Raw genomic sequence first — 23,797 nt, 5'->3', positions numbered from 1 at the left:
TAAATAACCAGTCCAAAAATGCATAAAAATCCGGAAACGAGTGAACATTTCCGGATTTTTACACAACCACTGGGTCGGTTAACCTATCCATAACTGATCGGATTTACACCCCAGCAATTTTCTATGCATTGCATTATAAATTTCAACATCCCCAATTGCTTTATAAATAGCACTTCATTGAAATTAACCACCCTTTTTCCCAGGACGCCGCTTTCCTTTAGGATTAGATTCCTGAGCACTCCAATCAAAATAATTTACTTTATAAATCTTCATATCAACATTAGAGACGGATTTATCCCCTTCAAATTCAACTAATTTATCTGGATCATCGGAAAACAACTCCCACTCATCATCAGAACTATTGTCTGGACCAGTTGTCTTGTAGCTTCTCGTCGGGAAATTATCAACTGCATAATCACCAGATTTTGGCGTATCAACTTGCAACTGCGCCCCTTGATAATCAGGCTCTGAATAAAAAGTGATACCTTTATTATTTTTCGGCGGCACATAAGGCGTGTGTGACGGATATTTCGTTGGACCATCAATACGCAAATATGTTACAGCAAAATTCATCAAAGCAGTTTGACTACCATCAGTGTACCCTTCAAATCCTACGATATAGTACCCTTCACGCTGAAATGATTTAACAAGAGTACTTTGTGAGTTCGGCCTCACAACCGTACCATCTGAAAGAATAAAAAAGATGCTATTTGCTGGCGAGGAAGTTGCCATATGGTCAACTCCAATAATGTCACGCTGATCCAGCGCAAACTCACCATTAATTTTATTATCTGGATTTGCCTCTGGAGGATACCCCGTTTGAGATACTTTCCCGGTATAGCGAAGCATATTATAAACTGCCGGATTCCCAATATCCTTCATACCTTCCCATGAAATTTTGGCGAAAGCACCGACATCGACATCAAACCCATTTTTAACAGGGCACAAACACTCTGACAATTGACTATTCGGCCTCAAAAGAGAACTTACGCAATAATTCTCCTTATCATTGAGATCGTTTAATTTCCAATTATATCCAAGTGGCTCATGGATATAAGCCACAGGAATATCTTTAGTCTCAATAGCATGGCTTGGACTAGTTAAATTTAAAGCATCAATCGCTATATTAACAGCCTCCCTCGAAGCTAGACCAACCCACATTCGCAATGTTTGTAAGTCATTGATACAATCAGATGCTGAAAAAATCGTATGAACTTCCTCTTCAATTCCCTCAATATATTCAGCAGCGTCGAGCAGAATACTTCTTGCAAGCACGTACTGCCCTTCAATGAAATCAGGACTAAGCTTCAAGATGTCATTATAATATGTATTCAACCAGAATGACGAAGACATTTGCACCCACGCCGAATAAAAGCCAGAGGTATAAGCCTTAGTCAAGACATCAGTAAATTTAAATTTCTGCTCCATGCCAACCATTTGACTTGACGTAGAAATGTAATGCCCCCTTGCAGATTCAATGTTACCTTCTTCAATTAAAATATCAATGATCTCAAATTTAACTCGATAAACCTCAATCTCATTAGTAAGATGATTTGTTAAATAATCAACTATTTCTTGCTCAACCCGACCGACTGCTCGACAAAGCATTGATTCATATAGTTCTACCTTTGGGTCGTTAGGGGTGGCAATTCTCCAAATAGCTTTGACAAGTTGCTTAAGAGCAAATCCTTTTATGCCCTTAGCGTAACCGTCATGAGCTACTGACGCCGACACATCCAGCAATAACATTTTCACTTCATCTGAAACATCAAACCCATCTGGAATTACAGGGCAATTCAATTCAAAACCATCATTCATAACAAAACCCTCTCACTTTGCGAAATAGACAAACCTATAACAACCATTACCTCAATTGGAAATCACACAATCTGTGCAGCCTTGTTAAATCATAGTGCACCTCCTTAACTTTTCATTCATACAGCTTCGGTATTTTAATTATTACTCCAGAAAAGCCATAGCAACCCCAAGCAACTCTTCCACCACACTACACATCATGCAACTATCGATAAGGTGCGATCTTTGCACTGAAGTATTCGTAGCCCAGCGACATAAAAACCTCACATGTCACTTAAGAGAATTATCGATATTAGGCGGTTGACTATAATTATTGTAACCATGACACTCTCTAATAAAGCCAATTGAAGCGATGCCAACCAATAAGACCCCATGAGCCATTCAGAAGATATGTGCAAAACAGACAGAACCACCCGAGAACTGGCCAATTCTTGGCCCGAACAATTTCACCGAGGCTCACTCGGTCGGGTATTGACGCGCTATATCCACAGCCCTACGGTGCAGAACCGCACCAACTACAGCATGGTTGCGCTTGATCAGTTATGGAGCAAAGCCGCCTCCCTTGATCCAGCGATAGGTCTGCATCTGTTCTCGCATTTCAGCCGTCAGGATTGGCACGTGCTGGCGCATGGCTGTTTGTACTGTGCTCACGTAGCCGAGGCGCTTCACTTCTGGGCGCGCTATGCAAAGCTAGGATCGGACATGGATAACGTGGTGTTGGTCGAGGAAGAAGATTCCTTAAGGGTGGAGCTCCACATTAATGCTCCCGCCGGTTTGGTCCGGCACATGGTCGAGCACTACTGTGTAACGTCACTCAGCGTATTACGGGCAGGAACAGGCAAAGCTTTTTTGCCTCAACGGGCGTGCTTTGCTCATCAGCGTCCAGTTTATTACTCTGAGTACCACGACTGGCTCGGCGACAATATCAAATTCAACTGTGAGTTCAATCGCCTGTACTTCAGTCGGACAAATCTAAAGATCCCGATGCAGTTTCACCATGCTGGGATGATGGATGTGTTACACCAAGAACTGGATCGCCGGTTGACACAGCAGAATCAGTTCAGTGGGTGGGCAGGAAGGGTGGCGCAAGGAATTCGCCAAAGCCTCATCTCAGGTCAAACTCCTACCCTGATGACCCAGGCACAAGAGCTCCATCAGAGCTCACGCACCTTACGTCGACGCCTCGAAGACGAGGGAATGAGCTTCCGCTTACTTCTTGATCGGGTTCGCGCAGAGCTCGAGCAGTATCTTGAGTTGCAAGGAAGCAGTCGCACGCAGATCGCCGCGCAGCTCGGTTATAGCGACCAGGCCGCCTATGTCCATGCTCGTAAACGCTGGCGGGCACAGTCAGAGCACGACCAATGAGAACGCAATAACAATGAATCGCCCCGGGTTTCGTAGAGACCTCTTTCCCGCAGGTCCGATCCCCACAAAACAGATCAGCAAATCACAGCAGTGCTGCGATCTCGCATGAATCTGTCTCCCACATCCTTGCGGATACCGCCGTTGCGGTTTCTGGTGCGTCAGTCGGGAAAAATCCCAGCACTCCCCCTCCATCTTCTCATTCCGGTAGTGATTGCCTGTCGCCCCAATCCCGACACCACCTGGAAGCGTCAACATTTGAATCTGTGTGATTGTCGGTGTGTAACGGTAAAGGTCATGAGTACTGCGCAATGCGCGTGTTGCGTCAGAAGTGCCCTCCCTAGGGTCTGTACGAAATGTGTCTGCGCGAAGGCCAGACAAGGCAAAACGGGGGGAGGAAGCGGAGTGTACTGGAGTACATGAGCATTCCGAGCCCCGTTTCAACGCAGTATGGGCGAGTGCAGATTCATTTCGTACAGAGCCAAGGCATATCTCGCGTTTTTATATTGACCCACGGGAAATAGGTGTTGGATTCACCTACTACAACTAGAAAAGTTGCTCCAGTACTGAAGGCTGCCAATTCATGATCACCAGCTCGCCAGTCACCTCGGCCGTACCCTGCCTCTGGTTGGTGTTGCTATAGCGAATATCCAGGCACTCGAAGTGGAAGCCATAGAAGGCTCGCCGGATGTCCGGATGATCGTTGATGCTGACCATCACCCTGCCCTTGCAGCGCCGCATGAAGTCGGCCATGCGCCCGTACTCCTCGAACGGGAAGTCGACGCCGTAGCCGGTGGTATGCGTTTCAACCTGCACGCATAGATGTATCACCGCCCAACCAGCAGGTGCCTGCCCCAGAAATCAAGCTCAGCTGCAGAACGAACCAGCCTGAAAATAGTCGATTGAAGCCGCCAACAATCAGATTTTGCCCCTTCCTTGTAGTCCATTTCCCAAACATACTTCTGCCGCGTTTTTTCCGTTGCGACCTCTTGGGCAGAGCTCTAGTCTCGGGCTGTCGTTGAATATCAACGACACAGCTTTGACAGGCTGTGACGGTAGAATCACGCAGGCAGTCTCCGCTTAATGGTGGCTGTACGTGTGGGCACGCTTGCGTGCGCCGGAACTTTTGCGTGATTTTCCGCCGGTCTGTCAACCCACGTACAGCTGCCACCCTTCTGTTTGACAGCAGGCTGGTGGTGGCACCGTCAACGGTAAATCACCATGTTAAAGATCGTCCCCGATCCACCCCACAACCATTACTCCCTCGAAGACACCCTCATCCAGGCCACCGAGTACGCCCTGTGCGCGCAAAGCGTGGCGCATCAAGCCGTGTTGCTGCAGCCCAAGTCACCCGCCGCGATTCTGATGCTGGCTTCCATGCATGAAATGGAGGCACTGCGCGTACTGCTCGAATCGGCATTGATCCAGGTACAGATGCCGAAGGCGCAGCCGCGTCCGTTGCACTAGATCACAAGGCATGTGGCGCCTGAGTTGACGTCATCGCGGGGCAAGCCCGCTCCCACGCCATTGCGTGCCGACGTGGGAGCGGGCTTGCTCCGCGATAGCGTCAGACCAAGCAGCGGAACACTTCTGGGAGATTCAATGATGACCACAGACACCACCACGCCCCATACCACCGTGGGCAAGACCAAGTTCTACCAGGGCGAAGGCCAGACCGACCCGCTGTTCTGCATCGAACCTGGGATCCCTTGCCAGCATGCTCGGGATCAGGCCTCGGAACTGATGGGTTGCGTTCGCGACCTGACCATCAGCGGGATCATGGAGGAGAAGCCGCAGATGCTTTGGGCAGCGTATTACCTGAGCGCATTGGCCAAGGCGCTGATGGATGATGCGGAGTTGGGGATGAGCCACTGAAGGTCAGCCCGTTTAAGGTGTTGAGCATTGGCGTTCGGCTTGGAACTGCCGGGGTCGCTTTGCGACCCTTTCGCGGCACAAGGCCGCTCCTACAAGGGGCGCGGCCACCTGTAGGAGCAAGCCCGCTCTCACACGGATGATGCTTGCAACGCTGTTCACCTTCGAACCGGCCAGCACCTGATCGCCGATCAAACCGGACGAATCCCGCCATGCTTGGTAAACTGGCAGCCATTCACTCTTTCCATCGCCAGCCAGCGCACCCCGCCGCCTGGCTTCGCTGAGTTCGTGTCCCAGACTTATGCAATCTCAAGCCGCCACACCCGCCACCCTGCGCCCCGAGCCATCCCGCCGCTTCTCCGTAGCGCCCATGATGGACTGGACAGATAGACACTGTAGATTCTTTCTGCGCCTGCTCTCCCAGCACGCCCTGCTCTACACCGAAATGGTCACCACCGGCGCCCTGCTGCACAACGATGCCCAGCGCTTCCTGCGCCATGACCAATCCGAGCACCCGCTGGCCCTGCAGCTGGGCGGCAGCGTGCCGGCGGACCTGGCCGCCTGCGCCCGCCTGGCCGAGGACGCCGGCTACGACGAGGTCAACCTCAACGTCGGCTGCCCCAGCGACCGGGTGCAGAACAACATGATCGGCGCCTGCCTGATGGGCCATCCAGCGCTGGTGGCCGATTGCGTCAAAGCCATGCAGGACGCGGTCGGCATTCCGGTCACGGTCAAGCACCGCATCGGCATCAACGGCCGCGACAGCTACGCCGAGCTGTGCGACTTCGTCGGCCAGGTGCGCGACGCCGGGTGCCGCAGCTTCACCGTGCATGCGCGCATCGCCATCCTCGAAGGCCTGTCGCCCAAGGAGAACCGCGAGATCCCGCCGCTGCGCTATGACGTGGCGGCGCAGCTGAAGGCCGACTTCCCGGACCTGGAGCTGGTGCTCAACGGTGGTATCAAGACCCTCGACGAGTGTCGCACCCACCTGCAGACCTTCGACGGCGTGATGCTCGGGCGCGAGGCGTACCACAACCCGTACCTGCTGGCCGAGGTCGACCAGCAGCTGTTCGGCAGCGCGGCGCCGGTGGTCAGCCGGGCCGAGGCGATGGAAAAGCTGCGTCCGTACATCGTCGCGCACATGCAAAGCGGCGGCGCGATGCATCACATCACCCGGCATATCCTCGGGCTCGGCCAGGGCTTCCCGGGGGCGCGGCGCTTCCGGCAGTTGCTGTCGGCGGACATTCACAAGACCAGCGAGCCATTGAAGGTGCTGGACCAGGCTGCCGAGCTGTTGCAGGGGCGCTGAGGGAACCTGGGGCGGGGTTGGCACTCGAAGGGTTAGCCTTTTACCGCGGCCCTGGCGTTGGCCGGGGCTGCTTTGCAGCCCTTCGCGGGGCAAGCCCGCTCCTACACAGGAGCGCGCGCTGCTTCGAAGGGTTTCCCGATACGCCTGCGACGGGCCTTGAGTGGCTGTCGGGGCTCGGGTAATGTCGAGTCATTGCACAGGACAGAGCACGCCCATGACCTCCAAGCTGGAACAACTCAAGCAGTTCACCACCGTCGTCGCCGACACCGGCGACCTGGACGCCATCACCCGCCTCAAGCCGGTCGACGCCACCACCAACCCTTCGCTGCTGCTCAAGGCCGCCGCCATCCCGGGTTACGCCGACTTGCTCAAGCAGGTCAAGGCCGATGCCAAGGGCAATGTCGACCTGGCCTGCGACAAGTTCGCCGTGTCGGTGGGCTCGGGCATTCTCAAGGTCATTCCGGGGCGCATCTCCACCGAGGTGGACGCGCGACTGTCGTTCGACGAGCCGGCGCTGCTGAAAAAGGCCCGTCAGCTGATCGAGCTGTACGAAGCGGCCGGTGTGCCGAAAGACCGCGTGCTGATCAAGCTGGCTTCCACCTGGGAAGGCATCCGCGCCGCCGAGAAGCTGGAGAAGGAAGGCATCCAGACCAACCTCACCCTGCTGTTCTCCTTCGCCCAGGCCCAGGCCTGTGCCGATGCCGGGGTGTTCCTGATCTCGCCGTTCGTGGGGCGCATCTACGACTGGTACAAGAAAAGCACCGGCAAGGAATACGTCGGCGCCGAGGATCCGGGCGTGCAGTCGGTCACCCGCATCTACGACTACTACAAGAGCAACGGCTACAACACCGTGGTCATGGGCGCGAGCTTCCGCAACATCGGCCAGATCGAGCAACTGGCCGGCTGCGACCGCCTGACCATCAGCCCCGAGCTGCTGCAGCAGCTGTCGGACGACCAGGGCGAGCTGCCACGCCTGCTCAAGCCGGGCAATGCCGGCGAAGCCAAGCAGCAGTTGAACGAAAGCCAGTTCCGCTGGGCGATGAACGAAGACGCCATGGCCACCGAGAAGCTGGCCGAAGGCATCCGCCAGTTCGCCCGCGACCAGGAAAAGCTGGAAGCGCTGATGGCTGGCTGACAAAGGCTGATACATCTTCGGCTTGATCGACGGGCGGTTAATGCAGAGCATTTCCCGCCCGTTTTCGTACCAGACCATAACACGCACCCTGTGGGAGCGGGTTTACCCGCGAACACCGGCGCAGCCGGTGCCAGCCACCGCAGTGCCTTCTTCGCGGGTAAACCCGCTCCCACAGGGCCTGGGCCAGACCCACTTCTCATGTTTTGCTCAAGATAGATGACACCTACCCCGTCGCTCAACCTCGTACTCGCCGGCCCCATCCTGCGCCGCCTGGAACCGCAACGTCTGGCCATCTGGCTGGTCGGCTCGCAACCGCTGCACCCCGAATTCCTCCTCGACCAGGCCGGCATCAGCGCCACTACGCGCTGCGAGGTGATCGCGGTCGGTACGCACGCCTTCATCCACCTGCTGGACATCCACTTCGACCACCCGCTGCCCAGCAACGTGGCGCTCGACTACGACCTGCGCCTGGCCAACGGCCAGGTCATCGCCGACTGGGCCCCGCACCTGCTCTACCCCGGCGCCAGCCGCCCGAGCTTCGTGCTGCGCGAGCGCCTCGACCAGTTGCTCCACGGCTCCTGCCGCAAGCCCCATCACCCGGCCGCCGACGGTCTGCTGTGCGCGGACCGCCTGCTTGCCGCCGGTCCGCGCCCTGAAGAGCGCCCCGCCGTGCTGCTGATGAGCGGCGATCAGGTCTATGCCGACGATGTCGCCGGCCCCATGCTGCGCGCCATCCACGAACTGATCGAACACCTGGGTCTGTTCGACGAGGCGCTCGATGGCGCCCTGGTCGACAGCGGCGCCGCGCTCTATCGCCACCCGGCCTGCTACTACCACCGCGCCGACCTGCTGCCAGCCCAGGAAGGCAACGAGACCCTGCGCGAACGCTTCTTCGGCGGCAAGCGCAAGCCGATCTTTTCGTCCAGCAACGCCGACAACCACCTGGTGACCTTCGCCGAGGTCATGGCCATGTACCTGCTGGTCTGGTCGCCGCTGCCGTGGACGCTGGTGCGGATGGACATGCCAGAGGGCCTGACCGACCAGCGCCAGGCCCGTTATCAGCGCGAACTGCCGCTGATCGAGGCCTTCCGCGACGGCCTCGGCCAGGTAGCGCGGGTGCTGGCCCACCTGCCCTGCCTGATGATCTTCGACGACCACGACATCACCGACGACTGGAACCTGTCGGCGCAATGGGAACAGACCGCCTACGGCCACCCGTTCTCGCGGCGCATCATCGGCAACGCCCTGCTCGGCTATCTGCTGTGCCAGGGCTGGGGCAACGACCCGGACGGTTGCGCGGCGCTGGTCGGGCAATGCCGGCAACTGAACGAGGCCCGGGACGAGCTGATCGGCGAGCTGCTGCGCTTCCAGGGCTGGCAGTACGCGCTGCCCAGCGATCCACCGCTGCTGGTGCTGGACACCCGCACCCGCCGCTGGCGCAGCGAAAGCAGCCTGGGCAAGCCTTCCGGCCTGCTCGATTGGGAGGCGCTGAGCGAACTGCAGCAGGCGCTGCTCGACCATCCTTCGGCGATCATCGTCTCGCCGGCGCCGATCTTCGGGGTCAAGCTGATCGAGACCGTGCAGCGGGTGTTCAGCGCCCTGGGCTACCCGCTGCTGGTGGATGCGGAGAACTGGATGGCCCATCGCGGCGCGGCGCAGGTGATCCTCAACATCTTCCGCCATTCGCGCACGCCGGGGCACTACGTGGTGCTGTCGGGCGACGTGCACTACTCGTTCGTCTACGAAGTGCTGATCCGCCACCGCCAGCGCAGCCCGCACCTGTGGCAGGTGACCAGCAGCGGGATCAAGAACGAGTTTCCCCGGCGCCTGCTGGATGTGCTCGACCGGCTCAACCGCTGGCTGTACTCGCCGCGCTCGCCGCTCAACTGGTTTACCAAGCGCCGGGAAATGGAGGTGGTGCCGCGGACGCCCAGCCGTAGCAAGGCCGGGGAGCGGTTGTGGAACAGCGCGGGGTTGGGGCAGGTGTTCTTCGATGGCCAGGGGCGGCCGGAGCGGGTGTTGCAGCTCAATGCCGATGGCACGGCGGCGACCGAATTCATCAGGCGGGATTGAATAGACGCTTGATACCGCGCCGGCTTCTTCGCGGGTAAACCCGCTCCCACAGGCACCGTATGCTCTGTGGGAGCGGGTTTACCCGCGAAGAAGCCGGCGCAGCACTTGAATCAGGACCGCTCGAGCGCGCTCACCAGGTCATGGAAGGCTTCACGGTTGGAGTCGTTCAAGCCCATGAGGATCTTGTGCGCCTCCAGCACCTTGGAACGCACCACGCTCTCGTCCTGGTCCTGGGACGGCAGGTCGGTCAGGCACTCCGGGCACGGCACCGGGCGGTCGACGATGTTGAACACCTGGTCGAAGCCCATGGACTGCAGCAGGCGGGAAATGTCCGGGTTGGTGGTGACCACGGTCGGCAGCAGGCCGACTTTCTGCCGGGACAGGATCGACAGCTTGGCCAGCAGGCCGAGGGTGGTGCTGTCGATGCTCTCGGTTTCGGTCAGGTCGATGACGATGGCCGAGAAGTTCAGCGCGGTGAAGATCTTCTCGATCGTCGCATCCAGCGCCGAACACAGGGTCAGGCGCACTTCACCGACAAATTTCAGAACGAAGGTCCCGCTTTGTTCGGCGAACTGGATTCTACCAGTACTCATTCAAGGTTCCTGCTCAACACCAATAGGGCGATATCATCCGGCATCTCCCCAAGCGTAGCCAATTCGAATCGTTGGCGCAGCCCCTCCAGGCTACCACCCGCCGCCTTGACGATTTCCGGCAAGGCCGCTTCCTTATCTTTGAGTGTGTCCCCGGGCAAAAGGTCCAGAATGCCATCGGACATCAGGGTGAGGCTGAACTGCGGTGGCAGCTCCAGCACCTGGTCCTGGTAACTGGCCTCGTCGAACAACCCCACCGGCAGGCCGCGGCCTTCCAGGTAGCGGGCCTGGCCCGGGGTGTACAGCACCGGCAGCGGCAAGTGGCCGCCGACGCTGTAGGTGAGCAGGCCGGTGTCCTCGTCGATGACGCCACCGACCATGGTCACATGCTTGCCCAGCTTGCAGTTGATCAGCCCGCGGTTGATGTGGCTGAGCACCTGTGAAGGCTTGAACTCGCGCATCTTGCCGCCACGCTTGAATTCGAACAGCAGGCGCGTGGTCATGAACTTGAGCAGCACCGTGACGAATGCCGACGAGGCACCGTGGCCGGAGACGTCCGCCAGGTAGAAGGCGATGCGCCGGTCATCCACGCGGAAGTAGTCGGCGAAATCGCCCGACAGGTACAGCGACGGGATGATCTGGTGCTCAAAGGCGAACTCGCCGGCCACCCAGGGGTTTTCCGGGAGCATGTTCATCTGCACCTGGCGACCGGCGGTCTGGTCCTCCTGCAGCAGGTGCAGGCTGGCCTCCAGCTCGCGGTTGGCCGCTTCGAGCTTCTCCCGGTAGCGCTGGTTCTCCAGCACCAGGCGCGAGCGATCGAGCGCGCGGCGCACCGAGTGCTCGAGCACGGCCAGGTCTTCCAGGGGCTTGATCAGGTAGTCCGCCGCGCCCAGACGCAGGGCTTCGACCGCGTCGCTCATGACGCCGGCACCGGACACCACGATCACCGGCAACTGCGGCGCGCGCTCGCTGATCCGGCGGATCAGTTCGAGGCCGCCCATCTGCGGCATGCGCAGATCGCAGATCACGAGGTCGGGCTGGTGTGCTTCGAAGACCTGGAGGCCCTGCTGGCCGTTGCCGGCCTGGAGGACGCTGAAGCCGCTGTCTTCCAGATAGGCGGCGAGACTGGCACGGACCACCTCGTCGTCATCGATGATCAGCAGCGTTGCACTGGGTTTCTGCATGTGGGCGAACGGCGCCAGATTTGGGTTGGCGTAGCGGCTGTGAAGGACCGACAGACGGCTACTGGAATGCTCTCTAGCCACTCTCTATTTGAGTTGTAGGACAAGAAGACTGGTCCGGCAAATAGCGAGGTGCCCTGTAAGGCGCTGACGGTACTCCCATCCGCCTGGCGTTTCAAGCATGGCAAGGAAGACTTCCGCGCACTTTACAGGGCAAATCACCCGGCGTTATAAGAAAGCACATCGGCGCAACCTGACGAAAGGATGCAAGCATGTCCCAGCCTCCCGTGGATTACAGCGAAAAACGCGATTTCATACGCATGCGCATTGAAACCGAGGTCAGCCTGCTGCACGCCGGCCAGGTGATCAGCGCCGTGTGCATCGACCTCTCCAGCAGTGGCATGCAGGTCCAGGCACCGCAGCGGTTCAAGGTGGGCGACCAGCTCGAGGTGCGCATCGACTCCGACCATGCCGCCCTCGCCGGCCTGCATGCCAGCACCGAGGTGGTGTGGATCGCCGACCAGCCCGGCGGCGCGCAGAAGTTCGGCCTGCGCATCCTGGCCATGCATTGAACTGTTACGAAAAAGGCGACCCGAAGGTCGCCTTTTGCGTGAGCCGATCAATCAGAAGTCGTCTTCGACCTGGCCGTCCTTGACCTTGAACTCGCGGTTCTGCAGGTAGGCGTTGCGCAGGAAGATGTACTTGTCGCCCTGGATCAGCTTCTCCGCCGACAGCAGGCTGGCGCGGGTGTCGATCACGTCCACTGCCATGAGCGAGTTGCGGGTCGGCACATGGTCGATGTAGCGGTAGGGTTCGGTGTAGGTGTCCGGGTACTTGGCCAGGCCGTCACGCACGGTGCTCGGGCCAAGGAACGGGATGACCACGTACGGCCCGCTGGGCACGCCCCAGTAGCCGAGGGTCTGGCCGAAGTCCTCGTCGTTGCGCTGCAGGCCCATCTTGGTGCCGACATCGAAGAAGCCGCCCAGGCCGAAGGTGGTGTTGACGATCAGCCGCGCCGTGTCGACACCCGCCGCATGGGGCTTGAGCTGCAGCACATTGTTGGCCAGGTTGGTAACGTCACCCAGGTTGCGGAAGACGTTGTGGATGCCATCCTCGAGGAACTGCGGGGTGACATACTGGTAACCCTGGGCCAGCGGCTTGAGGGCATAGGTGTCGAGGACATCGTTGAACCTGAAGATCGGTCGGTTGACCGACTCCCACGGATCCTCCTCGGTGGCCGCCTGGGTGGCTGCCACGGGCGCCAGCAGCAAGCTGGCGCAGACACAGGCCTGGGTGACTCGCTCGATCACTCCGGCACCGATCCTACGCATAGATGTTTCTCCATCGGATTTCACGGCGGCAACGGCCTTTGGCGCGCTGCCCGATAGGGCGCAAGTATACTGGCTTGCTGGCTGAGCGGTAGTTTTACATATCTCTGTCAAGATTTTGTGAACAACTGTAGTCGTCATCCCTTGGTCACAATCGCCGGGTAGCTTGCGGGGTATTTAGGGACGTTGCCATGCGAGACGCACCCGCCTTCACCGCCGTGCTGTTCGGACTGCGCGGCTGTCTGGTCCAGGCAACCGACGGCGGCACCCTGCCCGCCCCCGGTGCCCTGGACTCCCTTCACCACCTGCGCTCACAGGCCGTGCCGTGCATCTGGCTCGACGAACTCAGCGTCGCCCAGGGCAAGCGCCTGAGCAGCGTGCTGCCCGACTGGCTGCCAGGCCACTTGGTCAACGGCTGCAAATGGCCAGCGCCCAACGCCTGCTGGCAGGCGCTGATGAGTCTCGACAGCCAGCGCCTGGACGGCTGCGTGCTGGTCAGCGGCGAGCCGCGGCTGTTGCAGGCTGGGCTCAACGCCGGCCTGTGGACAGTGGGCCTGGCGGCCTGCGACCTGGGCTCCAGCCAATGGCAGGCCATGACCCGGCAGGAACAGGAGCGCACCCGTGGCAAGGCCACCCTGGCGCTGTTCGGCCTGGGCGTGCACTCGGTAATCGATCACCTGGAATCCCTCGACACGTGCCTGGCGGACATCGCCCAGCGCCGGCACAAGGGCGAGAAACCCTGATACATCCCCGTTGATACGGGTCATGCAAAGCTGCGGCAGGTGGATTACGCTAGAAGGCAGGCCAGAACCTTTGCCGCTTCGCCGAGGTCCATGGTTTGCCAAGCCATTGATGGAGAACGAACAATGCCTGCCCGCGAACTGCAAGAGCAACTCGATAGCCTGCGCGAGCAACTGGACCGCAATCCACCGCTCTCGCTGGAAGAGCGCGACCACCTGCATGAACTGATGCAGCAGATCGAAGCCCAGATCAAACTCGAAGAAGCGACCAAGGACAACAACCTGGTCGATGGGGTCAATACCGCCGTCGAACGCTTCGAGGCCGATCACCCAGACCTTACCGCCATCCTGCGCAATATCGCCAATCACCTGCACAGCATGGGGATCTGAACCGAATGGGGCCGCAAACGCGGCCCCATGACATTACTGACGCACCAGTCGCAGATTCTGCGGGCTGATCGCCCCGGTGCTGCGGTACGGGTTGATATCCAGTCCGCCACGGCGCACATACCGCGCATACACTGTCAGGTGCTCAGGCTTGAGCAGGTTTTTCAGGTCCAGGTAGATCCGCTCCACGCATTGTTCGTGGAAGTCGGCATGCTGACGGAAGCTGATCAGGTAGGTCAGCAGGCTGGCATGATCCAGCGCCTGGCCCTTGTACTCCACCACCACGCTACCCCAGTCCGGCTGGCCGGTGACCGGGCAGTTGGATTTGAGCAGGTGGCTGTGCACCGTCTCTTCCACCACGCGCTCCGACGCGCAACGCAGCAGCTCCGGTTGCGGCTGCTCGTAGTTGCTGATGTTCACATCCAGCGCATCGATGCACAGGCCCGGTAGCGCGGTCACGCCCTGCCCCTCGACCTCGGCCAGGGTGCTGACCTTGACCGCGACCGGCTTGCCGGCTGCGGCGGACAGGTCCTGCACCAGGCACGCCTGCAACGCCTCCACCGACTCGAACACCGTCTGGTTCAGCGAGTTGAGGTACAGCTTGAAGGACTTGGACTCGATGATGTTCGGCGAATCGCACGGGATGGCGAACTCACCGATGGCCACCACCGGCTTGCCCGAGGGCAGCAGCCAGGACAGTTCGAAGCAGTTCCAGAAGTCCACGCCCTGCCACGGCAGCGCGTCGCCGCTCACGCCCAGCTCGGCCCATTTGGCCAGGCGGGGAATCGGGAACAGCAGCGCGGGGGTGTAGGTGGCGATGTATTCGCTGGACTTGCCCAGCGGGGAGTGTTCGGCGGCGGGATGCATGGAAACTGACCTGAAGGTTCGAAATTGCCCCTAGTCTACCGGTTTTGCACCCCGCCTTGGAGCCGTTGTCACTCGATGGTCAACGGCCCGACCATGCCTGCCTGGTAGTGGCCAGTCACGTTGCAGGCGAACTCGATGGGCGCCGACTTGCGGAAGGTCCAGGTCAGCTCGGCGCGCTGGCCGGGCTGCAGCAGCACGGTGTTGCCGCCGGCATGGCCGTGGCCACCGCCCATCTTCCCGTGGTCCATCTGGCCATGGTCCATGCCTTCGTGGTTCATGCCGGCGGTGAACATCTTGCCTTGCATGGCGATCATTTCCTTCTGGTGCTCGGCGTGCATGGCCTTGTCGCCCAGGTTGAACTCGTGGGGCAGCTTGCCTTCGTTGACCAGCACGAAGCGCACGGTCTCGCCGGCCTTGACCTTGATGTTCTTGGGTTCGAAGGCGATGTCCTTGAGCACCACCTCGACGGTGCGGGTGGCCTTGGCCGCCTCGGCCGGCTCGCCGAAGGCGAAGGCTTTGCCGCTGTCGGCGAAGCTCGGCAGGCTGACCAGTGCGAGGGCGGCGGCGAAGAACAGGTGTTTCATGGGTGACTCCGGGTCGTTCTGGGAGAATGAGGCCATTCTCGAAAAGGCTGGCTGGCAGCTGGCTGACGGGAAGATTACAACTTTGTCAGCTTGGGCAGGCCGCCGGATCGTCACGTATCATTTCGGCATCACGTTGGCCCGAACCCTTGGTGAACACATGAAACTGCTGATCGTCGAAGACCAGGCCAAGACCGGCCAGTACCTGAGCCAGGGCCTGAGCGAAGCCGGCTTCGCCACTGAGCTGGCCAACGACGGCGACAGCGGCCAGCACCTGGCCCTGACCGGTGACCACGACCTGCTGATCCTCGATGTGATGCTGCCGGGGCGCAACGGCTGGCAGATCCTCCAGGCCGTGCGCCAGGCCGGGCTGGACACGCCGGTGCTGTTCCTCACCGCCCGCGATGCCGTCGAGGACCGTGTCCACGGCCTGGAGCTGGGTGCCGACGACTATCTGGTCAAGCCGTTCGCCTTCTCCGAGCTGCTGGCCCGGGTGCGCAGCCTGCTGCGCCGAGGCGCCAGCGCCAGCCAGGACACCTGCCTGAGCCTGGCCGACCTGCGCCTTGACCTGATCCGCCGCCGCGCCGAGCGGGCCGGCCAGCGCGTCGACCTGACCGCCAAGGAATTCGCCCTGCTCGAACTGCTGCTGCGCCGCCAGGGCGAGGTGCTGCCCAAGTCGCTGATCGCCTCGCAGGTGTGGGACATGAACTTCGACAGCGACACCAACGTCATCGAGGTGGCCATCCGCCGCCTGCGCCTGAAGATCGACGACCTTCACACCACCAAGCTGATCCATACCGTGCGCGGCATGGGCTACGTGCTCGAGGAGCGCCAGGACTGATGCGCCGCCTGTCCCTCGGTAGCCGCCTGGCGCTGCTGTTCGCCGCCTGCACCGCCAGCGTTTCGCTGGGCGCCGGCCTGCTGTTCAGCCGCGCCAGCGAGCAGCATTTCGTCGAACTCGACCAGCAACTGCTCAGCGGTCGTCTGTCGCTGATGCGCAGCCTGCTTGACGGCGTCACCAGTCCCGAGCAACTGGCCACGCGCCTGCCGGGGCTGCTCAACGAGTTGAGCCATCAGTCCGACCTGGCCTTGCGCGTGCGCGCGGTCGACGGCACCACCTGGTTCGCCAGCCGCAGCGACCTGCCAGACGCCCCGGATCAGCCCGGCCTGGCCACCCTGCATACCCAGGGCATCGACTACCGCGGGCTAAGCCTGCCGCTGGACGAAACCCGACCCGCCTCACCGCAGCTGACCCTGTTCCTCGACATCACCCATCACCAGCACTTCCTGCAAGGCATGCAGCGCCTGATCTGGCTCACGGTCGGCCTCAGCGCGCTGGTCACCGCGCTGCTGGGCGCCTGGGCCGTGCGCCGTGGCCTGAAGCCGCTGCGGCGGATGGGCAAGGTCGCCGCCGGCGTCAACGCGCGCTCGCTGACCACCCGCCTGCCGGTCGCCGAAATGCCCGAGGAGCTGGCCGAGCTGGCCGGCACGGTCAACGCCATGCTGCAGCGCCTGGACGACGCCTTCCAGCGCCTGTCGGCATTCTCCGCCGACATCGCCCACGAATTGCGCACACCACTGTCCAACCTGCTGACCCATACCCAGGTCACCCTCACCCGCCCGCGCAGCCTCGAGGAGTACCGCGAGGCCCTGCATGGCAATCTCGAGGAACTGCAGTGGATGGCCCAGCTGGTCAACGACATGCTCTACCTGGCCAAGGCCGACCACGGCCTGCTGATGCCCAATAGCCAGGCGCTGGACCTGGCGACCGAGATCGATGCGCTGCTGGAGTATTACGCGCCGCTGGCCGAGGAAGCCGAGGTCAGGCTGTCACGCGAGGGTCAGGCGCATGTCGAAGGCGACCGGCACATGCTGCGCCGGGCCTTGTCGAACCTGCTGGACAACGCCCTGCGCTTCACCCCGGCGGGTGGCGAGATCCGTGTGAGCCTTGCGCCGGGGTTGCGCATCGAGGTGGCCAACAGTGGGCCGGCGATCGCCCCGCAACTGCTGGAGCGGCTGTTCGACCGTTTCTATCGGGCAGACCCGGCGCGCCAGGAGGGCAGCAGCGAGCATGCGGGACTGGGGCTGGCCATCACCCGCTCGATCGTGCAGGCGCACGGCGGGAAGATTAGAGCGGAGTGTGCAAATGGGTGGACGCGGTTCGTGATCGAGTTGCCTGCGTAGGGGCTGCTGCGCAGCCCATCGCCGGCAAGCCGGCTCCCACAGGGATAGCGCAGTGCTTGAGATCTAAGCGGGCGGGGTGGGAGCCGGCTTGCCGGCGAAAGGGGCGCAAAGCGCCCCCGGTATTGCCATGTCTTACTCGTAGCGCAACGCCATCGCCGGTTCGATCTGCGAGGCGCGGTACGCAGGGTAGATGGTCGCCAGGAAGCTCATCACCAGCCCGGCCACGCAGATGATCGCCACGTCGCCCCACTGCAGTTCCGACGGCAGGCTGCTGATGAAGTAGATGTCGGAGGTGAAGATGTGCTGCCCGCTGACCCGCTCGACCCAGCCGACCACCGCACTGACATTCAGCGCCAGGATCACCCCGAGCACGCCGCCGATCAGCGTGCCGACGATGCCGATCAGACTGCCCTGGACCATGAAGGTGCCCATGATCTGCGCCGGCGTCGCGCCGATGGTGCGCAGGATGGCGATATCCGCGCCCTTGTCGTTCACCACCATCACCAGGGTGGCGATGATGTTGAACGCGGCCACGGCAATGATCATCATCAGCAGCAGGCCGATCATGGTCTTTTCCATCTTCATGGCGCTGAACAGGCTGCCCTGGGTGTGCGACCAGTCATCGGCACGGTAGCCGTCGCCCAACCCGGCGGCGATGGCCTTGGATACCTGCGGCGCGGCGTACAGGTCGTGCAGTTTCAGGCGCACGCCCTGCACCTGGCCCGGCGCCCAGCGCTGCATCTCGCCGGCGTCGGCGACATGGATATAGGCCTGGGAGCCATCCAGCTCGGCGCCGACCTTGAAGATGCCGACCACAGTCAGGCGCTGCATGCGCGGGGTGATGCCGCCTGGCTCCTTGCTGATTTCCGGAACGATCAGGGTCAGCTTGTCGCCGGTGTTCAGGCGAAAACGCCGGGCGGTCAATTCACCGATCACCACGCCGTACTCACCGGGCACCAGCGCCTGCAGGCTGCCCTGGACAATATGCTGGGTGACGATGGAGACGTTGCCCTCTTCGGCCGGGTCGATGCCGGCGACCTGGATCGGCTGCATCGCCCCCTTGTACGAGAGCATGCCTTCCATTTCGGTGATCGGCGCCGCGGCCATCACCGCCGGATTGCCTTCTGCGGCGCTGGCGACCTTGCGCCAGTCATCCAGCGGTTGCGCGCCAAGGATCGCGGCATGGGGCACCAGGCCCAGCACGCGCGAACTCATCTCGCGCTGGAAACCGTTCATCACCGACAGCACCGTGATCATCGCCAGCACGCCAAGCGACAGCCCGATCATCGAGGTCATGGAAATGAACGAGATGAAGTGGTTGCGACGCTTGGCACGGGTGTAGCGAGCACCGATGAACAAGGACAAGGGTCTGAACATGAACAGGGATACCCAATCTAAGTGTGAACCGGGACGCCTGGGGGCGCCCCGCGCAGGCGATTCAGATCGCCACCAGGCGCCCGTCTTCCAGGCTCAGCACGCGGTCCATCTGGCGCGCCAGGTTGAGGTCGTGGGTCACCACCAGGAAGGCGGTCTGCGAATGCGTGGACAGCTCTTGCATCAGCTCCTGGATACCCATGGCCGTGTGGTGGTCGAGGTTGCCGGTGGGCTCGTCGAGCATCACCAGGCCCGGGCGGTTGACCAGGGCACGGGCGATCGCCACGCGCTGGCGCTCGCCACCGGACAGCTCGGCCGGCTTGTGATTCAACCGGTGCCCCAGGCCGACGCGCTTGAGCAGCGCCTCGGCACGCTCGCGGGCCTCGGCGATCGGCGTCTTGCCGATCAGCAGCGGCATGCAGGCGTTTTCCAGGGCGGTGAACTCCGCCAGCAGGTGGTGGAACTGGTAGACGAAGCCCAGGGCGCGGTTGCGCAGCAGGCCACGGGCCCGCTCGCCCAGCGCCGACAGCTCCTCGCCGGCCAGCCAGACGCTGCCCTGGGTCGGCGTGTCGAGGCCGCCGAGCAGGTTGAGCAAGGTACTCTTGCCCGAGCCCGAGCTGCCGACGATGGCCACCCGCTCGCCCGGGTGCAGCTCGAGGTTCAACCCCGACAGGACCTGAACCGACTCCGGGCCTTCCTCGTAGCTCTTGCCCAGGTTGCGGCAGCTCAACACGGCTTTATCACTCATGCGCGACTCACTCATAACGTAGCGCCTCTGCCGGCTGGGTGCGCGAGGCGCGCCAGGCCGGATACAGGGTGGCGAAGAAACTCAGGACCAGCGCCGCGCCACAGACCATGTACACGTCCTGGGCCTGGATCTGCGATGGCAGGTAATCGATGAAGTACACGTCGGCATTGAGGAACTTGTGCCCGATCAGGGTCTCGATGCCGGCGATGGCCGCGCTCACGTTGAGCGCGCCGAGGATGCCCAGCACCGCGCCGATCAGCGTGCCGACCACGCCGATCACCGTGCCCTGGACCATGAAGATGGCCATGATCTGCCCGGGCGTGGCGCCCAGGGTGCGCAGGATGGCGATGTCGCCGCGCTTGTCGTTGACCACCATCACCAAGGTGGAAATGATGTTGAACGCCGCCACCGCGACGATCAGCAACAGCAGCAGGCCGATCATGGATTTCTCCATGCGGATCGCCTGGTACAGGTTGCCGTGGGTGCGGGTCCAGTCACGCGGATAGAACTCCTGCTCGCCCAGCTGCTGGGCGATGGCCCAGGCGGCCCGCGGGGCCTGGAACAGGTCGTCGAACTTCAGGCGCACGCCCTGGACCTGGTCGGCCTTCCAGCGGTGCAGGCGCGACAGGTCGGCTATGTTGGTCAGGCCCAGGTAGCCGTCGATCTCGCCGGCGCCGACATGGAAGGTGCCGACCACGGTGAAGCGCTTCATGCGCGGGAACATCCCCGCCGGGGTGACGCTGACCTCGGGGGCGACGAAGGTCAGCTTGTCGCCGATGCCCACGCCCAGCTTCTGCGCGGCCTTGTCGCCGATCATGATGCCCCACTCGCCCGGCGCCAGCTTGTCGAGGCTGCCGTCGAGGACGAACTTGTCGATGATCGACACCTCGCGCTCGCGGGCCGGGTCGATGCCGTTGAGCAGCACCTTCTGCACCTTGCCTTCATGGGTCAGCAGGCCCTGCATCTGGGTGAACGGCGCGACCGCCAGCACCTGCGGATTCTGCTTTACTTTAGAAGCGAGGGCCTGCCAGTCGTCGATCGGCTGGCCGGTCTCCAGCGTGGCGTGGGGGATCATCCCCAGCACACGGGTACGCATCTCGTGGTCGAACCCGTTCATCACCGAGAGCACCACGATCATCACCACCACGCCCAGGGCGAGGCCGATCATCGAGGTGAGCGAAATGAACGAGACAAAGTGATTGCGGCGCTTGGCACGGGTGTAGCGCGTACCAATGAATACGAATAGAGGTCTGAACATGTCGGGGCTTGTTCGGATGAAAGGGAACGTCCTTGTGGCGAGGCGCCTGCGGCGGCTTTACACTCGGACCACCGCCGTAACCTTGGGTTCGCCATGACGACATTAGACGAAGAAGATCGCCGCGAATACTACCGCATCGAAGATCGGATCGCACTTCAAATCAACCCCCTCAGCGCGGCCGAAGCCCTTGAGACAGAACTGTTGCAGGATGATTCAGAGCTGTTCAACCTGCTCAGCGAGCTGCACCTTTCGGACTTCGAATCACAGCACCTGCTGCGCCAGTTGAGCGAGAAGGACCGTACCCTGGCCGCCTTCCTGCGCGCCCAGAACAAACGCCTCGACCTGCTCAGCGCGGTGGTCGCCCAGAGCCTGATCGGCGAGATCGGCCAGCCGCAACCGGTGATCATCTCCGAAGGCGGCATCGAGTTCGCCCAGGCGCAGAAGATCGCCCCGGGCACCCGGGTCAAGGTAAAGATGGTGCTGATGCCCCGCGCCCATGGCCTGTTGCTGCGTGGCCGGGTCACCCACTGCGACCCGCGCCCGGATGGCAACTACGAGGTAGGCACCGAGTTCATCGACATGACCGACGCCCAGCGCCAGCTGCTGGCCCGCTACATCCTGCAGCGCCAGCAACAGCAACGCCGCCAGGCGCTGGAACAGAACGACCCCGCTTCCTGAAGCCCTTTTTCTCTGATTTGAAGGAACGAACGTGACCTTGATCTATGGCCACCGCGGCGCCAAGGGCGAAGCGCCCGAGAATACCCTGCAGAGCTTTCGCCAGTGCCTGTCCCATGGCGTGGACCGCTGCGAACTCGACCTGCACCTGTCGGCCGACAACGAGCTGATGGTGATCCACGACCCGACCCTCAAGCGCACCACCGGCAGGCGCGGCAAGGTGGTCGAGCACACCGCGGCCGACCTGGTCACCTACGACGCACGCAAGGGCGGCCCGGGCCATGTGCAGCCCTGCCCTATCCCGCGCCTCGAGGAACTGTTCGAGAAGTGCTCGTTCGAACACTGGCAGCTGGAGGTCAAGAGCGCCTCGCGCACCCGCGCCGCCAGCACCGTGCTGGCGATCCGCGAACTGGCCCAGCAGCATGGCCTGCTGGACAAGGTGACCATCACCTCGAGCTCACGAGAAGTGCTGGGCGCCGCCCTGGAACTGGTGCCCGACATCAAGCGCGGACTGGTTGCCGAGTACGCCTGGCTCGACCCGCTGAAGGTCGCGCAGAACTACGACTGCGAGATGCTGGCGCTGAACTGGACGCTGTGCACCCCAGAGCGCCTGATCAAGGCGCAGCGCCAGGGTCTGCACGTGTCGGTATGGACGGTCAACGAACCGGCGCTGATGCGCCGGCTCGCCGACTTTGGCGTGGACAGCCTGATTACAGACTTTCCCGGTTTGGCCAGGACCACCCTCGGGTAGGGCTGAAATCGGTCTCCCCGACCGGCTCAGGCCACCGGTCGGAGCCGCTCAAAAAAGCCGGTTCAGACCATCATAGGCAGCTACCCGATAGGCCTCGGCCATGGTCGGGTAGTTGAAGGTGGTGTTGACGAAGTACTTCAGGTTGTTCTGCTCGCCCGGCTGGTTCATCACCGCCTGGCCGATGTGGACGATCTCCGAGGCCTGGTAGCCGAAGCAGTGCACGCCGAGGACTTCCAGGGTCTCGCGGTGGAACAGGATCTTCAGCATGCCTTGCGGCTCGCCGGCGATCTGTGCGCGGGCCATGCTCTTGAAGAAGGCCTTGCCCACTTCGTAGGGCACCTTGGCCTGGGTCAGTTCCTGCTCGTTCTTGCCGATCGAGCTGATCTCCGGAATGGTGTAGATGCCGGTCGGCACGTCGTTGACGAAGCGCCAGCTGCCGTTGTCGACGATGCTGCCGGCGGCCGAGCGGCCCTGGTCGTGGGCGGCGCTGGCCAGGCTCGGCCAGCCGATCACGTCACCGGCGCCGTAGATGTTCGGCACGCTGGTGCGGTAGGTCTCGTCGACCTCGATCTGGCCACGGCTGTTGACCTTGATGCCGATGTTCTCCAGGCCCAGCTTGTCGGTGTTGCCGGTACGGCCGTTGCACCACAGCAATGCGTCGGCCTTGATCTTCTTGCCCGACTTCAGGTGCAGGATCACCCCGTTGTCCAGGCCTTCGACGCGGTCGTATTCCTCGTTGTGGCGCACGGTGATGTTGTTGTTGCTGAAGTGGTAGCTCAGCGCCTGGGAGATTTCCGAGTCAAGGAAGCTCAGCAGCTGGCCACGGTTGTCGACCAGTTCGACCAGCACGCCCAGGCCGCTGAAGATCGAGGCGTATTCGCAACCGATCACCCCGGCGCCGTAGACGATCAGCTTGCGCGGGGTGTGGCTCAGGCTGAGGATGGTGTCGCTGTCGTAGACGCGCGGGTGGTGGAAGTCGATGTCGGCCGGACGGTACGGGCGCGAGCCGGTGGCGATGATGATGTGCTTGGCGTTGAGCTTCTCGACCACGCCGTTGGGGCAGACCACTTCGACGGTCTGCTCGTCGGCGAAGCTGCCGGTGCCGACGAACACATCGACGCGGTTGCGCGCGTAGTAGCCGGTGCGCGAGGCGACCTGCTTGCTGATGACCTTCTCGGCGCTCTTGAGCACGTCGGGGAAGGAGAACCAGCGCGGCTCGCCGATGGCACGGAACATCGGGTTGGTGTTGAACTGCATGATCTGCCGCACGGAGTGACGCAGCGCCTTGGACGGGATGGTGCCCAGGTGGGTGCAGTTGCCGCCGACCTGGCGACGGCTGTCGACCATGGCCACCTTGCGCCCTGCTTTGGCGGCGTTCATTGCCGCGCCTTCTCCGGCCGGGCCGGAACCCAGCACCACTACGTCGTAGTTGTAGACAGCCATGCGTACTCCTTCAGAACTGGCCCGCCGGCCGGATGGCCGCGGGGCGCGATCATGTCGCCGGGGCGCCATGAGAAAATTCGGGTGCAGTCTAATCAAGCGTGAACGCCGCGCACATTAACCCTTG

The 23,797-nt window shown here is 61.6% G+C and carries 23 protein-coding genes and 1 pseudogene; 13 read left to right on the top strand and 11 right to left on the bottom strand.

The genetic code is table 11. From position 1 onward, the window contains the following. Positions 1–183: 183 nt before the first annotated feature. Entirely contained in the window at positions 184–1,818 is a 1,635-nt protein-coding gene (locus AC0MAZ_RS12385) for a hypothetical protein (protein ID WP_475861255.1), read from the bottom strand. A gap of 369 nt (positions 1,819–2,187) precedes the next feature. Between AC0MAZ_RS12385 and AC0MAZ_RS12380 the strand changes: the two genes are divergently transcribed. Further along, a complete protein-coding gene (locus tag AC0MAZ_RS12380; protein ID WP_475861253.1) occupies positions 2,188–3,180 on the top strand; it encodes an AraC family transcriptional regulator in 993 nt (330 codons plus the stop codon). 543 nt (positions 3,181–3,723) lie between these two features. On the opposite strand, the pseudogene AC0MAZ_RS12375 reads toward AC0MAZ_RS12380, so the two are convergent. Then, positions 3,724–3,975 (bottom strand): annotated as a pseudogene (locus AC0MAZ_RS12375) (DNA adenine methylase); the annotation flags it as partial. A 423-nt stretch (positions 3,976–4,398) separates the two neighbouring features. Here AC0MAZ_RS12375 and AC0MAZ_RS12370 point away from each other — a divergent pair. From AC0MAZ_RS12370 to AC0MAZ_RS12350, 5 genes are all read left to right on the top strand, one after another. Further along, positions 4,399–4,644, top strand: coding sequence for a hypothetical protein (locus AC0MAZ_RS12370; protein ID WP_203647436.1), 246 nt, complete (start codon positions 4,399–4,401; stop codon positions 4,642–4,644). Positions 4,645–4,782: 138 nt separating this feature from the next. After that, a complete protein-coding gene (locus AC0MAZ_RS12365) occupies positions 4,783–5,052 on the top strand; it encodes a DUF3077 domain-containing protein (RefSeq protein ID WP_203647437.1) in 270 nt (89 codons plus the stop codon). Between the two features lie 298 nt (positions 5,053–5,350). Then, on the top strand, positions 5,351–6,358 hold the full coding sequence (gene dusA, locus AC0MAZ_RS12360; protein ID WP_203647438.1) for a tRNA dihydrouridine(20/20a) synthase DusA: 1,008 nt from the start codon (positions 5,351–5,353) through the stop codon (positions 6,356–6,358). A gap of 214 nt (positions 6,359–6,572) precedes the next feature. Further along, positions 6,573–7,493, top strand: a complete 921-nt coding sequence (gene tal / locus AC0MAZ_RS12355) for a transaldolase (protein ID WP_280093016.1) — start codon at positions 6,573–6,575, stop codon at positions 7,491–7,493. Between the two features lie 216 nt (positions 7,494–7,709). Next, on the top strand, positions 7,710–9,566 hold the full coding sequence (locus AC0MAZ_RS12350) for an alkaline phosphatase D family protein (protein WP_475861250.1): 1,857 nt from the start codon (positions 7,710–7,712) through the stop codon (positions 9,564–9,566). Between the two features lie 110 nt (positions 9,567–9,676). Here AC0MAZ_RS12350 and rssC read toward each other — a convergent pair whose 3' ends face one another. Both rssC and rssB read right to left on the bottom strand, forming a co-directional pair. Further along, positions 9,677–10,159 carry an anti-sigma factor antagonist RssC gene (gene rssC, locus AC0MAZ_RS12345; protein ID WP_023631332.1) on the bottom strand — a complete coding sequence of 161 codons (483 nt, stop codon included), beginning with the start codon at positions 10,157–10,159 and terminating at the stop codon, positions 9,677–9,679. Further along, positions 10,156–11,340, bottom strand: coding sequence for a two-component system response regulator RssB (rssB, locus tag AC0MAZ_RS12340; RefSeq protein WP_028692716.1), 1,185 nt, complete (start codon positions 11,338–11,340; stop codon positions 10,156–10,158). Before rssB ends, rssC begins: the two co-directional genes overlap by 4 nt. 269 nt (positions 11,341–11,609) lie before the next feature. On the opposite strand from rssB, the gene AC0MAZ_RS12335 reads away from it, so the two are divergent. Further along, a complete protein-coding gene (locus tag AC0MAZ_RS12335) occupies positions 11,610–11,909 on the top strand; it encodes a PilZ domain-containing protein (protein ID WP_050704859.1) in 300 nt (99 codons plus the stop codon). Between the two features lie 51 nt (positions 11,910–11,960). On the opposite strand, the gene AC0MAZ_RS12330 is transcribed toward AC0MAZ_RS12335, so the two are convergent. Next, complete coding sequence (locus AC0MAZ_RS12330; RefSeq protein WP_475861249.1) at positions 11,961–12,668, bottom strand: MlaA family lipoprotein; 708 nt, start codon at positions 12,666–12,668, stop codon at positions 11,961–11,963. 188 nt (positions 12,669–12,856) lie between these two features. Between AC0MAZ_RS12330 and AC0MAZ_RS12325 the strand changes: the two genes are divergently transcribed. Then, complete coding sequence (locus AC0MAZ_RS12325; RefSeq protein WP_475861247.1) at positions 12,857–13,408, top strand: phosphonoacetaldehyde phosphonohydrolase-related protein; 552 nt, start codon at positions 12,857–12,859, stop codon at positions 13,406–13,408. Between the two features lie 123 nt (positions 13,409–13,531). Further along, complete coding sequence (locus tag AC0MAZ_RS12320; protein WP_050704856.1) at positions 13,532–13,795, top strand: DUF4404 family protein; 264 nt, start codon at positions 13,532–13,534, stop codon at positions 13,793–13,795. Between the two features lie 33 nt (positions 13,796–13,828). Here AC0MAZ_RS12320 and queF read toward each other — a convergent pair whose 3' ends face one another. Both queF and AC0MAZ_RS12310 read right to left on the bottom strand, forming a co-directional pair. Continuing rightward, complete coding sequence (gene queF / locus AC0MAZ_RS12315) at positions 13,829–14,659, bottom strand: NADPH-dependent 7-cyano-7-deazaguanine reductase QueF (RefSeq protein WP_203647445.1); 831 nt, start codon at positions 14,657–14,659, stop codon at positions 13,829–13,831. Between the two features lie 68 nt (positions 14,660–14,727). Then, entirely contained in the window at positions 14,728–15,243 is a 516-nt protein-coding gene (locus AC0MAZ_RS12310; protein WP_475861246.1) for a cupredoxin domain-containing protein, read from the bottom strand. A 157-nt stretch (positions 15,244–15,400) separates the two neighbouring features. On the opposite strand from AC0MAZ_RS12310, the gene AC0MAZ_RS12305 reads away from it, so the two are divergent. Further along, on the top strand, positions 15,401–16,081 hold the full coding sequence (locus AC0MAZ_RS12305; protein ID WP_203647448.1) for a heavy metal response regulator transcription factor: 681 nt from the start codon (positions 15,401–15,403) through the stop codon (positions 16,079–16,081). Continuing rightward, complete coding sequence (locus AC0MAZ_RS12300; protein WP_475861245.1) at positions 16,081–17,424, top strand: heavy metal sensor histidine kinase; 1,344 nt, start codon at positions 16,081–16,083, stop codon at positions 17,422–17,424. The genes AC0MAZ_RS12305 and AC0MAZ_RS12300 overlap by 1 nt, the downstream gene beginning before the upstream one ends. Positions 17,425–17,556: 132 nt before the next feature. On the opposite strand, the gene AC0MAZ_RS12295 is transcribed toward AC0MAZ_RS12300, so the two are convergent. From AC0MAZ_RS12295 to AC0MAZ_RS12285, 3 genes are all read right to left on the bottom strand, one after another. Continuing rightward, a complete protein-coding gene (locus AC0MAZ_RS12295; protein WP_475861243.1) occupies positions 17,557–18,801 on the bottom strand; it encodes a lipoprotein-releasing ABC transporter permease subunit in 1,245 nt (414 codons plus the stop codon). Between the two features lie 61 nt (positions 18,802–18,862). Continuing rightward, on the bottom strand, positions 18,863–19,546 hold the full coding sequence (gene lolD, locus AC0MAZ_RS12290) for a lipoprotein-releasing ABC transporter ATP-binding protein LolD (protein WP_475861242.1): 684 nt from the start codon (positions 19,544–19,546) through the stop codon (positions 18,863–18,865). A 7-nt stretch (positions 19,547–19,553) separates the two neighbouring features. Continuing rightward, a complete protein-coding gene (locus AC0MAZ_RS12285; protein WP_186733461.1) occupies positions 19,554–20,804 on the bottom strand; it encodes a lipoprotein-releasing ABC transporter permease subunit in 1,251 nt (416 codons plus the stop codon). Positions 20,805–20,897: 93 nt separating this feature from the next. On the opposite strand from AC0MAZ_RS12285, the gene AC0MAZ_RS12280 reads away from it, so the two are divergent. Continuing rightward, positions 20,898–21,482, top strand: coding sequence for a PilZ domain-containing protein (locus tag AC0MAZ_RS12280; protein WP_475861240.1), 585 nt, complete (start codon positions 20,898–20,900; stop codon positions 21,480–21,482). A 31-nt stretch (positions 21,483–21,513) separates the two neighbouring features. Next, positions 21,514–22,230 carry a glycerophosphodiester phosphodiesterase gene (locus AC0MAZ_RS12275; protein WP_475861239.1) on the top strand — a complete coding sequence of 239 codons (717 nt, stop codon included), beginning with the start codon at positions 21,514–21,516 and terminating at the stop codon, positions 22,228–22,230. Between the two features lie 48 nt (positions 22,231–22,278). Here the strand turns inward: AC0MAZ_RS12275 and sthA are convergent, their stop codons facing one another. Continuing rightward, a complete protein-coding gene (gene sthA / locus AC0MAZ_RS12270; RefSeq protein ID WP_023631920.1) occupies positions 22,279–23,673 on the bottom strand; it encodes a Si-specific NAD(P)(+) transhydrogenase in 1,395 nt (464 codons plus the stop codon). Positions 23,674–23,797 lie beyond the last annotated feature (124 nt).

It is taken from the genome of Pseudomonas sp. A (genome assembly GCF_056270345.1).
The sequence above is the reverse complement of the archived record's forward strand: the minus strand, read 5'-3'. Positions and strand labels throughout refer to the sequence as shown.

Coding starts and splice junctions, on each gene's coding strand:
- AC0MAZ_RS12295 (WP_475861243.1), bottom strand. CDS start 18,801: ATGTTCAGACCCTTGTCCTTGTTCATCGGTGCTCGCTACACCCGTGCC.
- AC0MAZ_RS12320 (WP_050704856.1), top strand. CDS start 13,532: ATGCCTGCCCGCGAACTGCAAGAGCAACTCGATAGCCTGCGCGAGCAA.
- AC0MAZ_RS12285 (WP_186733461.1), bottom strand. CDS start 20,804: ATGTTCAGACCTCTATTCGTATTCATTGGTACGCGCTACACCCGTGCC.
- AC0MAZ_RS12385 (WP_475861255.1), bottom strand. CDS start 1,818: ATGAATGATGGTTTTGAATTGAATTGCCCTGTAATTCCAGATGGGTTT.
- AC0MAZ_RS12330 (WP_475861249.1), bottom strand. CDS start 12,668: ATGCGTAGGATCGGTGCCGGAGTGATCGAGCGAGTCACCCAGGCCTGT.
- queF (WP_203647445.1), bottom strand. CDS start 14,659: ATGCATCCCGCCGCCGAACACTCCCCGCTGGGCAAGTCCAGCGAATAC.
- AC0MAZ_RS12300 (WP_475861245.1), top strand. CDS start 16,081: ATGCGCCGCCTGTCCCTCGGTAGCCGCCTGGCGCTGCTGTTCGCCGCC.
- AC0MAZ_RS12280 (WP_475861240.1), top strand. CDS start 20,898: ATGACGACATTAGACGAAGAAGATCGCCGCGAATACTACCGCATCGAA.
- AC0MAZ_RS12310 (WP_475861246.1), bottom strand. CDS start 15,243: ATGAAACACCTGTTCTTCGCCGCCGCCCTCGCACTGGTCAGCCTGCCG.
- lolD (WP_475861242.1), bottom strand. CDS start 19,546: ATGAGTGATAAAGCCGTGTTGAGCTGCCGCAACCTGGGCAAGAGCTAC.
- AC0MAZ_RS12325 (WP_475861247.1), top strand. CDS start 12,857: ATGCGAGACGCACCCGCCTTCACCGCCGTGCTGTTCGGACTGCGCGGC.
- tal (WP_280093016.1), top strand. CDS start 6,573: ATGACCTCCAAGCTGGAACAACTCAAGCAGTTCACCACCGTCGTCGCC.
- AC0MAZ_RS12380 (WP_475861253.1), top strand. CDS start 2,188: ATGAGCCATTCAGAAGATATGTGCAAAACAGACAGAACCACCCGAGAA.
- dusA (WP_203647438.1), top strand. CDS start 5,351: ATGCAATCTCAAGCCGCCACACCCGCCACCCTGCGCCCCGAGCCATCC.
- AC0MAZ_RS12335 (WP_050704859.1), top strand. CDS start 11,610: ATGTCCCAGCCTCCCGTGGATTACAGCGAAAAACGCGATTTCATACGC.
- rssC (WP_023631332.1), bottom strand. CDS start 10,159: ATGAGTACTGGTAGAATCCAGTTCGCCGAACAAAGCGGGACCTTCGTT.
- sthA (WP_023631920.1), bottom strand. CDS start 23,673: ATGGCTGTCTACAACTACGACGTAGTGGTGCTGGGTTCCGGCCCGGCC.
- AC0MAZ_RS12370 (WP_203647436.1), top strand. CDS start 4,399: ATGTTAAAGATCGTCCCCGATCCACCCCACAACCATTACTCCCTCGAA.
- AC0MAZ_RS12365 (WP_203647437.1), top strand. CDS start 4,783: ATGACCACAGACACCACCACGCCCCATACCACCGTGGGCAAGACCAAG.
- AC0MAZ_RS12305 (WP_203647448.1), top strand. CDS start 15,401: ATGAAACTGCTGATCGTCGAAGACCAGGCCAAGACCGGCCAGTACCTG.
- rssB (WP_028692716.1), bottom strand. CDS start 11,340: ATGCAGAAACCCAGTGCAACGCTGCTGATCATCGATGACGACGAGGTG.
- AC0MAZ_RS12350 (WP_475861250.1), top strand. CDS start 7,710: ATGACACCTACCCCGTCGCTCAACCTCGTACTCGCCGGCCCCATCCTG.